16 protein-coding genes are annotated in these 12,489 nt (G+C 54.2%); 11 read left to right on the forward strand and 5 right to left on the reverse strand.

The annotated features are described in order from the left end of the window. Positions 1–46: 46 nt before the first annotated feature. Positions 47–394, forward strand: coding sequence for a DUF4156 domain-containing protein (locus AC6I8N_RS02445; RefSeq protein WP_021184222.1), 348 nt, complete (start codon positions 47–49; stop codon positions 392–394). A 100-nt stretch (positions 395–494) separates the two neighbouring features. Here the strand turns inward: AC6I8N_RS02445 and epmB are convergent, their stop codons facing one another. Next, the gene (gene epmB, locus AC6I8N_RS02450; RefSeq protein WP_021184223.1) at positions 495–1,523 is read right to left on the reverse strand and encodes an EF-P beta-lysylation protein EpmB; all 1,029 of its coding nucleotides are present in this window, start codon (positions 1,521–1,523) and stop codon (positions 495–497) included. Between the two features lie 41 nt (positions 1,524–1,564). Here epmB and efp point away from each other — a divergent pair, with 41 nt between their 5' ends. From efp to epmA, 4 genes are all read left to right on the forward strand, one after another. After that, a complete protein-coding gene (gene efp / locus AC6I8N_RS02455; protein ID WP_021184224.1) occupies positions 1,565–2,131 on the forward strand; it encodes an elongation factor P in 567 nt (188 codons plus the stop codon). A gap of 55 nt (positions 2,132–2,186) precedes the next feature. Continuing rightward, positions 2,187–2,318 carry an entericidin A/B family lipoprotein gene (locus tag AC6I8N_RS02460; protein ID WP_013507637.1) on the forward strand — a complete coding sequence of 44 codons (132 nt, stop codon included), beginning with the start codon at positions 2,187–2,189 and terminating at the stop codon, positions 2,316–2,318. A gap of 102 nt (positions 2,319–2,420) precedes the next feature. Then, a complete protein-coding gene (locus tag AC6I8N_RS02465) occupies positions 2,421–2,555 on the forward strand; it encodes an entericidin A/B family lipoprotein (RefSeq protein WP_208724684.1) in 135 nt (44 codons plus the stop codon). Positions 2,556–2,754: 199 nt separating this feature from the next. Next, the gene (gene epmA, locus AC6I8N_RS02470) at positions 2,755–3,732 is read left to right on the forward strand and encodes an elongation factor P--(R)-beta-lysine ligase (protein ID WP_497829970.1); all 978 of its coding nucleotides are present in this window, start codon (positions 2,755–2,757) and stop codon (positions 3,730–3,732) included. A gap of 86 nt (positions 3,733–3,818) precedes the next feature. On the opposite strand, the gene degS is transcribed toward epmA, so the two are convergent. From degS to zapG, 3 genes are all read right to left on the reverse strand, one after another. Next, on the reverse strand, positions 3,819–4,880 hold the full coding sequence (degS, locus tag AC6I8N_RS02475) for an outer membrane-stress sensor serine endopeptidase DegS (protein WP_021184227.1): 1,062 nt from the start codon (positions 4,878–4,880) through the stop codon (positions 3,819–3,821). Between the two features lie 86 nt (positions 4,881–4,966). Beyond that, entirely contained in the window at positions 4,967–6,337 is a 1,371-nt protein-coding gene (degQ, locus tag AC6I8N_RS02480; protein ID WP_036626367.1) for a serine endoprotease DegQ, read from the reverse strand. A gap of 106 nt (positions 6,338–6,443) precedes the next feature. Further along, positions 6,444–6,848, reverse strand: a complete 405-nt coding sequence (zapG, locus tag AC6I8N_RS02485; RefSeq protein ID WP_021184229.1) for a Z-ring associated protein ZapG — start codon at positions 6,846–6,848, stop codon at positions 6,444–6,446. A 184-nt stretch (positions 6,849–7,032) separates the two neighbouring features. Here zapG and zapE point away from each other — a divergent pair, with 184 nt between their 5' ends. The 6 genes from zapE (at position 7,033) to sspB (ending at position 10,690) form a co-directional block, all read left to right on the forward strand. After that, positions 7,033–8,160 (forward strand): cell division protein ZapE, encoded by a 1,128-nt coding sequence (zapE, locus tag AC6I8N_RS02490; RefSeq protein WP_021184230.1) that lies wholly within the window; start codon positions 7,033–7,035, stop codon positions 8,158–8,160. 235 nt (positions 8,161–8,395) lie between these two features. Beyond that, positions 8,396–8,824, forward strand: coding sequence for a 50S ribosomal protein L13 (rplM, locus tag AC6I8N_RS02495; RefSeq protein ID WP_013507644.1), 429 nt, complete (start codon positions 8,396–8,398; stop codon positions 8,822–8,824). 15 nt (positions 8,825–8,839) lie between these two features. Beyond that, positions 8,840–9,232 (forward strand): 30S ribosomal protein S9, encoded by a 393-nt coding sequence (rpsI, locus tag AC6I8N_RS02500; protein ID WP_013507645.1) that lies wholly within the window; start codon positions 8,840–8,842, stop codon positions 9,230–9,232. Between the two features lie 24 nt (positions 9,233–9,256). Next, positions 9,257–9,391 (forward strand): hypothetical protein, encoded by a 135-nt coding sequence (locus AC6I8N_RS02505; RefSeq protein WP_021184231.1) that lies wholly within the window; start codon positions 9,257–9,259, stop codon positions 9,389–9,391. 168 nt (positions 9,392–9,559) lie between these two features. Beyond that, a complete protein-coding gene (gene sspA, locus AC6I8N_RS02510; RefSeq protein ID WP_021184232.1) occupies positions 9,560–10,201 on the forward strand; it encodes a stringent starvation protein SspA in 642 nt (213 codons plus the stop codon). A gap of 3 nt (positions 10,202–10,204) precedes the next feature. Then, positions 10,205–10,690, forward strand: coding sequence for a ClpXP protease specificity-enhancing factor (sspB, locus tag AC6I8N_RS02515; protein WP_013507647.1), 486 nt, complete (start codon positions 10,205–10,207; stop codon positions 10,688–10,690). A gap of 38 nt (positions 10,691–10,728) precedes the next feature. Here sspB and AC6I8N_RS02520 read toward each other — a convergent pair whose 3' ends face one another. Then, on the reverse strand, positions 10,729–12,486 hold the full coding sequence (locus AC6I8N_RS02520; RefSeq protein ID WP_021184233.1) for a sulfite reductase subunit alpha: 1,758 nt from the start codon (positions 12,484–12,486) through the stop codon (positions 10,729–10,731). Positions 12,487–12,489 lie beyond the last annotated feature (3 nt).

The following is a 12,489-nucleotide window of genomic DNA, read 5'->3' on the forward strand; positions in this document are numbered from 1 at the left end:
CTGCTACGCTGCCGCCCGACACTGATGATAATAAATGGGGAATACAATGCGGATTAACCTCTTGCTCGGACTGGCAGTCGGTAGCTTGCTGCTGGCGGGTTGCAGCAGCTCAAATCAACTGAGTGCTGGCGGCGAGCGCGTAACTTTCGTCGATCAGCAACCGGGCAGCGAATGTCAGCTTCTGGGAAATGTCACCGGTTCACAGAGTAACTGGTTGAGTGGTTCCGGTGGTGAAGGTAGTTCACTGCGCGGCGCGGCCAACGATCTGCGCAACCGTGCGGCAGAAATGGGCGGCAACACCATTTATGGCGCGACCAGCCCGACGCAGAACCTGCTGTCTGCGTTTGCCCCGCTCGACAGCAAAATGACCGGCCAGGTTTACAAGTGCCCGTAATGGCATAGTATCCCGTAGCGGCGCGATTTATCGCGCAGGTTTTTTCCGGCAAAGCGCACGAGATTGTGTGATAAATCGCGCCGCTACGGTTGGTTATTTGCTATTCCTGTCGTAACTGCAAATCGAGTGGTGTTTTACTCGGTTCTCCGCCGATTTCTCGTGCCAGCTTCGGCACCATATATCCCGACACCATCGTCAGCAATTCGCGCACCAGCGCACGCGCTTCATCGTCCGGGACAAAGAAGTGCGCTGCGCCTTGCACCTTATCCAGTACGTGCAGGTAATAAGGCAGAATGCCAGCATCAAAGAGCGCATTGCTGAGATCGGCCAGCTGTTCCGCATTATCGTTAACGCCGCGCAGCAGCACGCTCTGGTTCAGCAGCGTGACACCCGCTCGCTTCAGCATTTGCATACCGTAGCGCAATTCCTCATCGATCTCCTGCGCATGGTTGATATGGCTCACCAGCAGCACCTGCAAACGGGTATTCGCCAGTAGCTGGCACAATCCCTCGGTGATGCGGGCCGGAATCACCACTGGCAGACGACTGTGAATGCGTAGACGTTTCAGATGCGGGATTCTCTCCAGCGCTGCAATCAACCATGCCAGCTCATGATCTTTCGCCATCAGCGGATCACCACCGGAGAAAATGATCTCGTCCAGTTCGGGGTGATCGGCAATGTAGTCAATGGCGGCCTGCCAGTTACGCTTATTGCCCTGATTGTCCTGATAAGGGAAGTGGCGACGGAAGCAGTAGCGGCAATTGACGGCACAGCCGCCTTTTACCAACAACAGCGCGCGGTTTCTATACTTATGCAGTAAACCCGGCACCACGCTGCTTTGTTCATCCAGCGGGTCGGTGCTGTAACCGGGCGCATCATTGAATTCCTGACGGCTGGTTAACACTTGCAACAGTAGCGGGTCCTGCGCATCGCCGATTTTCATGCGCTGAATGAACGCTCGCGGCACGCGCAGGGCAAAAAGTCGCCTTGCTTCAGTGCCTTCAGCCAATTCGGCATGGTGCTCGAGAGCTAAAAGTTGCAGTAATTCAGCGGGATCGGTGACAACATCAGCAAGTTGCTGCAACCAATCTTCTCTGGAAGGGGGATTTAGGGTTACAATGTGTGCCATTTTTTTGGCTATTACCAGTTCAATATTTACAGAGGGCCTTTATGGCGACTTATCTTAGCAACGATTTTCGTTCCGGTCTTAAAATCATGTTCGAAGGCGAACCGTATGCCATCGAATCAAGTGAATTCGTTAAGCCGGGTAAAGGCCAGGCGTTTGCACGCGTAAAAATGCGTCGTCTGCTGACCGGTTCTCGCGTTGAGAAAACCTTCAAATCAACTGACTCTGCCGAAGGCGCAGACGTGGTTGATATGACCCTGCAATACTCATACAACGACGGTGACTTCTTCTACTTCATGCACCCGGAAAGTTTCGAGCAGTATCAGGTTGAAGCTAAGGTGCTGGACGACGTGCAGAAGTGGTTGCAGGATAACGCCGATTGTATCGTTACCCTGTGGAACAACAAAGCCATTGCTGTTCAGCCGCCGAACTTCATCGAAGCTGAAGTTATCGAAACCGATCCAGGCCTGAAGGGTGATACCGCAGGTACGGGTGGTAAGCCGGCTACGCTGGCAACTGGCGCCGTAGTTAAAGTGCCGTTGTTCGTGCAGATTGGCGAAGTGGTAAAAGTGGATACCCGCTCTGGCGAATACGTTTCTCGCGTAAAATAATCGTCAAATCAGGCGCATCCTTCGATGCGCCTTTTTTCTAAGTGAGTTCAGAATAATGAAAAAGCTGGCAAAATTCGTCGCCTTTGCGTTGCTGGTCTCCTCGGCATTGAGTGCCTGCAACACCTTCCACGGCTTCGGCGAAGATGTCTCCCATTTGGGTGGCGCAATTTCACGAGCGGCCAAGTAAGCGCCTACACATCTCCTTTTTCTGTGCCTGACACCGCAGCGTTGCGTTTAGGGACTATGCTTTAAAAGCTGTACTTTTACTGCAACCAAAAAGGATATTGTTATGTTAAAGAAAAGTATTGTCGCGATTTTCTCCGTACTGGTGCTTTCCTCTCTGCTTTCTGCCTGCAACACCACCCGTGGTGTAGGGGAAGATGTAGAAGCAGGTGGCAAGGCGATTCAACGCAGCGCGCAGTAATGTATGACCGGTGCGGAACGTGTTTCGTACCGGCTTTTCTTATATCCCGACTTTATCCCAAACATTCCCTCCTCCTGTCGTTGCTGCTGTTAAACCGCCTGACCCTATGGTGATATTGAGGGTGTAAGCGTGGCGGCGTTGTCTGTCATCGCCAATACGGGTAGACTTCCACCCCTTATCTGTATAAGGAGTCATCAACATGAGCGAAACGGCAAGCTGGCAGCCGAGCGCACCCATTGCCAATTTGTTGAAACGTGCCGCTATCATGGCGGAAATCAGACGTTTCTTTGCCGATCGCGGCGTGCTGGAGGTCGATACCCCGGCGATGAGCCAGGCGACCATCACTGACATCCATCTGGTGCCTTTCCAGACGCGTTTTGTTGGCCCAGGTGCCAGCGAAGGTCGCGATCTCTGGCTGATGACCAGCCCGGAATACCATATGAAACGCCTGCTGGCTGCGGGCAGTGGTCCGATTTATCAGCTGGGCCGGAGCTTCCGCAATGAGGAAGCCGGACGTCATCACAACCCTGAATTCACCATGCTGGAGTGGTATCGTCCCCATTACGATATGTACCGGCTGATGAATGAGGTTGATGATCTGCTGCAACAAGTGCTGGAGTGCGATAGCGCGGAGTCCCTCTCGTACCAGCAGGCATTTATTCGTCATCTGGAGCTGGACCCGTTATCTGCTGATAAAGCGCAACTACGCGAAGCGGCTGAGAAGCTGGGCGATGGCGAGCTGGCGCGTGAAGAAGACGATCGCGACACCTTGTTGCAACTGCTGTTTATGCTGGGTGTTGAACCTAAGATTGGCATCGATAAGCCAACCTTCGTTTATCACTTCCCGGCCAGCCAGGCGGCACTGGCAGAGATCAGTACCGAAGATCACCGCGTCGCGGAGCGTTTTGAGGTGTATTACAAAGGGATCGAGCTGGCGAACGGTTTCCGTGAGTTAACCGACAGCCGTGAACAACGTCAGCGTTTTGAGCAGGATAACCGCCGTCGCGCGGCGCGTGGACTGCCACAGCATCCGATCGATACCAACCTGCTGGATGCGTTGAAGCACGGGATGCCGGCCTGTTCAGGCGTGGCGTTGGGCGTGGACCGTTTGATTATGCTGGCGCTGAAAGCCAACTCGTTGAGCGAAGTGATCGCTTTCCCGGTCGACCGCTGCTAATAGACGATCCGTAGCGGCGGGATTTATCGCGCAATGTCGTGCGCAACGCCGAAATAAACGCGCGATAAATCGCACCGCTACAACCATCAATTACCGCTTTGCGGGAACTCCTCGATAGTCACCGGCAGACTCATCTTCTGCTCGTTGCGCAGCACCTGCACATCAATCACGGATCCGGGGCGAATCTCCGCTACCTGGTCCATAGTTTCCTGCGCGGAAACCGCCGGTTTACCATTGACGCTAAGCAGGACATCGTTAGCCTGAATCCCGGCCCGATCAGCAGGACCACCCGGCGTCACTTCGCTGACAATAATGCCCTGCACGCGATCCAGGCTGCTGCCCTGACCATGTAACGGCGGCAGTTCACGTCCGGTAATGCCGATATATCCACGGATCACCCGGCCATCACGAATCAGTTTATCCATGATTTTAGTCGCCAGTGCCGTCGGAATGGCAAAACCAATCCCTTCCGGCGTCTCGCCATCGTTGCTTTTATCAAACGTCAGGGTGTTGATCCCCATCAGTTCGCCCAGCGAGTTGATCAGTGCGCCACCTGAGTTGCCCTGGTTGATCGAGGCATCGGTTTGCAGGAAGTTCTGACGGCCGGAAGAACTGAGGCCGACGCGACCGGTGGCGCTAATGATGCCCTGCGTCACGGTCTGTCCGAGGTTGTAAGGGTTGCCGATAGCCATAACCACGTCGCCAATGTGGGGCACGCGTTTAGCGTTAATCGGGATCACCGGCAGATTGGTGGCACTGATTTTCAGCACTGCCAGGTCGGTCATGGCATCGGAACCGACCAGCGTCGCTTCAAAGAAACGGCCATCCTGTAACGCGACGATAATCTGGTCAGCGTTATTGATGACGTGTTTGTTGGTAAGAATGTAGCCTTTTCCGTTCATGATCACGCCGGAACCCAGCGTGGTGATACCGCGATTGTTGTTGCCATGCGCGCTACGGTTATAGACGTTGACCACCGCAGGCACAGCACGACGCACACCCTGGTTAAAGCTGAAGGGTGCTTCATCATTGCTGCTGTCATGTTCAATCAGGGCACTGGTGCCCATGCGGAGTGTAGGGATCGCTGCCAGCAAAATGCCCGCAACGATCAGGCCCATCACCACAGAACGCAAAAGTTTAAGAAACATGGTGTTAGTTTAAGCCGGATAAGATCGCAGGGCAGAATAACATGAGAAAGACGGACAAACACCTGCTTGTCCGTCTGTTGAGATGATTATCGCAATAGCAGGTAAATACTTTCGTCGCCGCGCACTACATTCAACGCCAGCACAGGTGGTTTTGTCTCCAGCACTTTGCGCATTTCTGCCAGGCTCTCCACCCGGTTACGGTTCACGCCAACGATCACATCATCTTTTTGCAGACCAACCTGTTCCGCTGGTGTGCCTTTTTCGATGGTGTCGACTTTCACGCCTTTATCACCGGTCTTGGTGGTGCCATCACTGAGGGTGGCACCCTGGAGGGCCGGGGAGAGTAGCTGAGCGCTGGCGGTGGTTTGCGCGCTCTGATCCAGCGTGACGTTGACGCTGATTGGCTTACCGTCACGCAGCAGCCCCAGTTTGACTTGCTGACCCGGTGGTGTGGTGCCGATTTTTACCCGCAATTCGGCAAAGCTGGTAATCGGTTTGTCGTTCACGGAGGTGATAATATCACCCGCCTTGATTCCGGCTTTCTCCGCCGCTGACTTTGGCAGCACTTCGGAAACGAATGCGCCGCGTTGTGCATCGACATTGAAGGCTTTCGCCATATCGGCGGTCATTTCCGTACCTTTAATGCCCAACTGTCCACGTTTGACTTCGCCAAACTGAATCAGCTGCTGAGCCAGGTTCATCGCCATATTGCTGGGAATGGCAAAGCCGATACCGATATTGCCGCCACTGGAGGCCAGAATCGCGGTGTTGATACCAATCAGCTCGCCATTCAGGTTAACCAACGCACCACCGGAGTTGCCCCGGTTAATCGCGGCATCGGTCTGAATAAAGTTTTCCAACCCTTCCAGATTCAGGCCGCTACGGCCCAACGCTGAGATAATGCCCGAGGTGGCGGTTTGACCAAGGCCAAACGGGTTACCAATGGCGACCGCGAAATCACCGACTTTCAGGGTGTCGGAATCGGCGATTTTTACCTGCGTCAGGTTTTTCGCGCCCTGTACCTGAATCAACGCAATATCCGTCTGCTCGTCATGGCCGATCAGTTTGGCGTCATATTCGCTGCCGTCGCTCAGTTGAACGCTGATTTTGTCTGCGCCGTTGACGACATGGTTATTGGTCAGGATATAGCCTTTCGCGGCGTCGATAATGACACCCGAACCCAGGCCTTCAAAAGGCTGTGGTTGATTTTGTCCCGGCATCTGGCCAAAGAAGCGTTTCAGCGGTTCAGGTAAATCCTGACCCTGAGCCGCGGTTTCGGTACCCTCTACGTGGACGCTGACCACGGCAGGCAACACTTTTTCCAGCATCGGTGCCAGGCTCGGCAGTGGCTGTCCCTGGATTTGCGCCGGGAGAGTCGCCAGTGCAGCCGGGGTGGCGGCCAGACTCATCCCAATGCTCAAGGCTAATGCGCTTAACAGTCGTGCTTGTTTTTTCATTGCTACAACGCTCTCGCTGCGAAAAGGGGATTAAAAAAGTGTGACAGTTGTTTGGGGTAAGGGTTCGACAAACAAAAAGGGCACAGCGTTGCTGTGCCCCAAAAGATTAATTACGCGGTGCGCGATCGCCGCCACGTAACAGGCCAGATGCGCCTTCGGAGTAATCACGCGGGATCTGCACCGGTGCCTGATCGTTATCCGCTTCGGCTTCCGTTAGCTGGTAAGCAAACGGGTTTTTCTCGCCCGGCAGATTTGGCAACAGGTCGTTAGAACCTTTCGCCATATGCTGATACAGCTGGCGGTAATCACGCGCCATGTTATCCAGCAATTCTGCACTGCGTGCAAAATGGTTGGTCAGCTCTTCACGATAATCCGCCAGCTCTGCTTTGGATTTTTCCAGTTCGTACTGCATGGTGCGCTGTTCGCGCAGTTTCTTGTTGCCAAAACGCATTGCGACTGCGCCGACAATAATGCCAATCACTAAACCAATCAGCCCGTATTCCCAGGTCATAATGACTCCCGTGTAATTTCCGTTGCTTCGTAGGGCATTGCTTCTGCTTCAACTTCAATAACAGCCACTATACCCGTTAATCGATTGGAAGTGGAACTCTGGAGCGGCATCGCTTAGTGTAGAGCGGCCTAATTTTCGACAACCGACTTGTGAATCGGACTTTTTCAGGGACTCTGAGAGAACCATGCAAACCTCATCTCCGCTTGCGCGCTATGAGCAAGCGCTGTCACAGGGTGAATTTCGCCCGGATGACGTACAACGGGAAGCTATTACCCGCTTAGATGCCATTCAGCAAGGATTGGTCGCGCGCCAGCAAACCACGCCGCCAGCCAGTAAAGGCTTGTTTGGTCGTCTTTCTAAGCTGATGAATAAAGAAAAAAGTAGTAAAGAAGCGCCGGTGCGCGGCCTGTATATGTGGGGCGGGGTAGGGCGCGGCAAAACCTGGGTGATGGACCTGTTTTTTCAGTCTATTCCTGGCGATCGCAAATTACGCCTGCACTTTCACCGTTTCATGCTGCGTGTCCATGAAGAATTGACGCAATTGCAGGGGCACAGTGACCCGCTGTTGATTGTTGCCGATCGCTTCAAGGCTGAAACCGACATTCTGTGCTTTGACGAATTCTTTGTTTCCGATATCACCGACGCCATGCTGCTCGGCACCTTGATGGAAGCGCTGTTTGAACGGGGTATTGCGCTGGTCGCTACCTCGAACATCCCACCCGATGATCTCTACCGCAACGGTTTGCAACGTGCGCGCTTTCTGCCGGCGATTGAGCAAATTAAGCGTCATTGTGACGTGATGAACGTTGATGCGGGAATCGATTATCGTCTGCGTACCCTGACGTCGGCGCATTTGTGGAGCTTCCCGCTCAACGACGAGACTCATGCGGAAATGGAGCGCATGTTCCGTGCCCTGTCGGGTAAACCGCGCAGTGACGCGCCAGTGCTGGAGATTAACCATCGTCAGATGCCGACGCTGGGGGTACAGGATGGCGTGCTGGCGATTGATTTCCTGACGCTCTGTGGCGAAGGACGCAGCCAGCATGACTATATTGAGCTGTCGCGCCGCTTCCACAGCGTTTTGCTGTATGATGTGCCGGTGATGATTTACAAGACGGAAGACCAGGCACGCCGCTTCCTCGCGTTGGTGGATGAGTTCTACGAACGTCATGTGAAACTGGTGGTGGCGGCTGAAACCTCGTTGTTTGAGATTTATCAGGGCACGCGTTTGAAGTTTGAATATCAACGCTGCCTGTCGCGTTTGCAGGAGATGCAGAGTGAAGAATACCTGCGCCTGCCGCATTTACCCTGATGCAACGCAAAAAACCTGACGTGGGGCGTAAAAAGGTTCGATCTTTGTGGTCGACTTCTCTATAATCTTGCGACCCCACGTTACGGCAAAGGTTTTTCTTCCCAGGAACCTTTGTGATCCGGTAACTCTACCTGAGGGGGTGGGCTTGCTGGGCGAAATGGTCGTGTGAGCCTCAATCGTTAACTTGGCGTTTGGGATTTCACCAACGTGTAACTTTATTTGGGTAAGCTTTTCAATGAAAACTTTTACAGCTAAACCAGAAACCGTCCAACGTGACTGGTATGTTGTTGACGCAACTGGCAAAACCTTGGGTCGCCTGGCGACTGAACTGGCGCGCCGTCTGCGTGGTAAGCACAAAGCGGAATACACTCCGCACGTTGATACCGGTGATTACATCATCGTTCTGAACGCAGAAAAAGTTGCTGTAACTGGCAACAAGCGTAACGACAAGATTTACTATCACCACACTGGTCACATCGGTGGTATCAAGCAGGCGACCTTCGAAGAGATGATTGCCCGCCGTCCTGAGCGTGTGATTGAAATCGCGGTTAAAGGCATGCTGCCGAAAGGCCCGCTGGGTCGTGCTATGTACCGTAAACTGAAAGTTTACGCAGGCAACGAGCACAACCATGCGGCGCAGCAACCGCAAGTTCTTGACATTTAATCGGGATTACAGGCAATGGCTGAAACTCAAAACTACGGCACTGGTCGCCGCAAAAGCTCATCCGCTCGCGTCTTTATCAAGCCGGGTAGCGGTAACATCGTAATTAACCAGCGCTCTCTGGAGCAGTACTTCGGTCGCGAGACTGCACGCATGGTCGTGCGTCAGCCGCTGGAGCTGGTTGATCTGGTTGGTAAACTGGACCTGTACATCACCGTTAAAGGTGGTGGTATCTCTGGTCAGGCAGGTGCGATCCGTCACGGTATCACCCGCGCTCTGATGGAGTACGACGAGTCTCTGCGTTCTGAACTGCGTAAAGCGGGCTTCGTTACCCGTGATGCGCGTCAGGTTGAACGTAAGAAAGTCGGTCTGCGTAAAGCACGCCGTCGTCCGCAGTTCTCCAAACGTTAATTGTTGCTGCTTCGGCAGTGTCAGTTGGCACAAAAAACCCGCTTCGGCGGGTTTTTTGCTTTTTCCGGACAGGAATTGCCGCCACAAAAACGCGAGCTTTGCCCGCATTTTGCCTGCAAATCACTTTCCACGCCCCACAAGCTGCTTAAAATCTGGTAAACTGACTGTCACTTTGCGCCCGCGAGCCGGAGCGTTGTGGATGTTTTTTCCGCCAGGATGGGCGAAAAATGCCGCAAACGCTGGCTGTGTGCGAATCTGATAAGCAGGTGAGTCGCCGTGTGGTTGGCTATTCGCAGTATTTTTTTGTGAACAAACTTGGAGGTTTTCATGGCTGTCGCTGCCAACAAACGTTCGGTAATGACGCTGTTTTCTGGTCCGACTGACATTTTCAGCCATCAGGTACGTATTGTACTGGCTGAGAAGGGCGTCAGCGTGGAGATCGAGCAGGTTGAAACGGATAACCTGCCGCAGGATCTGATTGACCTCAACCCGTACCGCACAGTACCAACGCTGGTAGATCGTGAACTGACGCTGTATGAATCTCGCATCATCATGGAGTACCTTGATGAGCGTTTCCCGCATCCGCCGCTGATGCCTGTCTATCCGGTTGCCCGTGGTGAAAGCCGCCTGATGATGCACCGCATTGAGCAGGATTGGTACAGCCTGATGCGCATCATTGAAACCCGCACCGGTGCAGAAGCCGATGCCGCGCGTAAACAACTGCGTGAAGAGCTGCTGGCGATTGCACCGCTGTTCTCACGTACGCCGTTCTTTATGAGCGAAGAGTTCAGCCTGGTTGATTGCTATCTGGCGCCGCTGCTGTGGCGTTTGCCGTCTATGGGTGTTGAGCTGGCTGGCGCAGGTTCTAAAGAGCTGAAAGGCTACATGACCCGCGTATTTGAACGTGACTCTTTCCTCGCTTCACTGACTGAAGCAGAACGTGAAATGCGCCTTCAAGCCCGGGGCTAATCTATGGAAATGTCGCAACTAACGGCCCGTCGTCCCTACCTGCTGCGTGCGTTCTATGACTGGTTGCTTGATAACCAGTTAACGCCGCATTTGGTGGTCGATATTAATTTGCCTGGCGTGCAGGTGCCGCTGGAGTACGCGCGTGATGGTCAGATTGTGCTGAACATCGCTCCGCGTGCGGTAGGTAACCTGGAGCTGGGCAACGATCATGTCCAGTTCAACGCCCGCTTCGGTGGCGTGCCGCGTCAGGTCTCAGTTCCGATGGCGGCGATTCTGGCTATCTACGCCCGTGAAAACGGCGCTGGCACCATGTTCGAACCGGAACCGGCCTATGAACTGGCCGCGCAGGATGAACTGGAAGGCCAGGAAGAAACCATGATGTCGGTGATTGATGGCGATCGTCCTGATGATTCGACTGACGATGAAACTCCGCCAGATGATGAGCCGCCGCCGCGTGGTGGTCGACCTTCACTGCGCGTGGTGAAATAAAAAACGGGCCAGATGGCCCGTTTTTTTATGCCTGCGTCTTAGTAGACGTCACGCAGATAGCGTTTATCTTTCTTCAACTGATCGACATAAGCTGCCGCACGTTCGCTGGACAGGCCGCCGAACTGACGCACCACTTCATACAGCGCCGCATCGACATCTTTCGCCATGCGTGATGCATCACCACACACGTAGAAGTAAGCACCGTCCTGCAACCAAGCGTAAAGCTCAGCACCTTTCTCCAGCATACGGTTCTGCACGTAAATCTTCTCTTCCTGATCGCGCGAGAACGCCAGATCAAGGTGAGTCAGCAGACCGCTTTGTTGCCACTCGTTCAGCTCATCCTGGTAGATGTAATCGTGTTCCTGATGCTGGTCACCAAAGAACAACCAGTTTTTGCCTTCGGCACCGGTGGCCTGGCGCTCCTGCAAAAAGGCACGGAACGGTGCAATACCGGTACCCGGACCCACCATGATCAGCGGTGCCTTATTGTTGGCAGGGACGCGGAACGCTTTGTTGGGCGAAATAAAGATTGCCGGTTTTTCGCCGCGACGTACACGCTCAGCCAGATAGGTAGAGCAGACACCGTTACGGGCGCGGCCACCACTGTGGTAACGCACTGAAGCGATGGTCAGATGCACCTGATTCGGATGGGCTTTCGAGCTGGAGGAGATGGAGTAAGCACGGTGTTGCAGCGGGCGCAGCATCGCGACAAATTCCGGCACCGACAGGCTGCGCGTCAACTCCAGTTGCAGCAGGTCCAGCGTATCTTTGCCCCACAGCCACACGCCGAGGGTATCTTTGTCGTCGTGTTGCAGGACGTGACGCAATTCCTGGTTAGTGGTGTTCTGGCCGACCCACTCAATCAGTTTGCGCGACGGCTCAGAGATTTCAAACTGGTAAGTCAGCAAATCGCCAAGGTTACGCTCGAAGCCCGGCACTGGGGTTTCATAGTCTGCATTCAACTGGGTCAGCAGCAGCGTCACCAGCGCAGGGTCATTCACTGGGATTACGCCCAGTGCGTCGCCTGCTTCGTACTTTAGCCCGCTGTCCGTCAGGTCAAACTCGAAGTGACGGATATCTTTGCCGGACTGCTCGCCAGAAAGACGTTTGTTGGTCACCAATGCCGCAGCATAAGGATTCTGTTTGTTGCTGCCCGGAATGACCGGTGCTTCCGGTGCGCTTTCCAGCACCGTACCGCTGCTGCCCGCGCTGGCGGCAAACTGCGGCATGGCTCCACCGATCCATGTACTGGATGGCTCTTCGTAATCGATATCGCAGTCAATACGATCAACCACACGCTTCGCACCCAACTGTTCGAGGCGCATATCGATGAATTTACCGGCCTGGCAGAAACCGTCATAGCCGGTGTCACCGATCGCCAGTACGGCGAAGTGCATCTGCTCCAGACGCGGCGCGGTGCTGGCAGAAATGGCCTGCCAGAACAGCTGAGCGTTGTCCGGCATTTCACCTTCACCGTAGGTAGAGGTGACGATCAGCACATGACGCATGGTGGCGAAGAGATCGATATCCACCTCACCCAACGCCTGCACCACAGGCACCAGGCCTTTGGCACGCGCGGCTTTCGCTGCGGTCTGGGCCAACGCTTCCGCGTTGCCCGTCTGTGAACCGAACAGGATATGCAGTTGGGTTGTCGTTGCAGCACCGGCCGCAGGGGCGGCCTGCTGCTTATCTTCTAACACCAACAGGCGTGAGTGGAGACCAGCGAGAAAACCCGCCAGCCAGTATTTCTGATCACCGTTAAACGGTGCATCTTCAGGAATGTAAGGAATCTTCATGGG

The sequence above is a fragment of the Pantoea sp. X-Soil-TKNS-1279 genome (assembly GCF_059730565.1).

Bases quoted from the DNA above. Each gene is read 5' to 3' on its own strand.
- AC6I8N_RS02445 (WP_021184222.1), top strand. From the start codon at position 47: ATGCGGATTAACCTCTTGCTCGGACTGGCAGTCGGTAGCTTGCTGCTG.
- epmB (WP_021184223.1), bottom strand. From the start codon at position 1,523: ATGGCACACATTGTAACCCTAAATCCCCCTTCCAGAGAAGATTGGTTG.
- efp (WP_021184224.1), top strand. From the start codon at position 1,565: ATGGCGACTTATCTTAGCAACGATTTTCGTTCCGGTCTTAAAATCATG.
- AC6I8N_RS02460 (WP_013507637.1), top strand. From the start codon at position 2,187: ATGAAAAAGCTGGCAAAATTCGTCGCCTTTGCGTTGCTGGTCTCCTCG.
- AC6I8N_RS02465 (WP_208724684.1), top strand. From the start codon at position 2,421: ATGTTAAAGAAAAGTATTGTCGCGATTTTCTCCGTACTGGTGCTTTCC.
- epmA (WP_497829970.1), top strand. From the start codon at position 2,755: ATGAGCGAAACGGCAAGCTGGCAGCCGAGCGCACCCATTGCCAATTTG.
- degS (WP_021184227.1), bottom strand. From the start codon at position 4,880: ATGTTTCTTAAACTTTTGCGTTCTGTGGTGATGGGCCTGATCGTTGCG.
- degQ (WP_036626367.1), bottom strand. From the start codon at position 6,337: ATGAAAAAACAAGCACGACTGTTAAGCGCATTAGCCTTGAGCATTGGG.
- zapG (WP_021184229.1), bottom strand. From the start codon at position 6,848: ATGACCTGGGAATACGGGCTGATTGGTTTAGTGATTGGCATTATTGTC.
- zapE (WP_021184230.1), top strand. From the start codon at position 7,033: ATGCAAACCTCATCTCCGCTTGCGCGCTATGAGCAAGCGCTGTCACAG.
- rplM (WP_013507644.1), top strand. From the start codon at position 8,396: ATGAAAACTTTTACAGCTAAACCAGAAACCGTCCAACGTGACTGGTAT.
- rpsI (WP_013507645.1), top strand. From the start codon at position 8,840: ATGGCTGAAACTCAAAACTACGGCACTGGTCGCCGCAAAAGCTCATCC.
- sspA (WP_021184232.1), top strand. From the start codon at position 9,560: ATGGCTGTCGCTGCCAACAAACGTTCGGTAATGACGCTGTTTTCTGGT.
- sspB (WP_013507647.1), top strand. From the start codon at position 10,205: ATGGAAATGTCGCAACTAACGGCCCGTCGTCCCTACCTGCTGCGTGCG.
- AC6I8N_RS02520 (WP_021184233.1), bottom strand. From the start codon at position 12,486: ATGAAGATTCCTTACATTCCTGAAGATGCACCGTTTAACGGTGATCAG.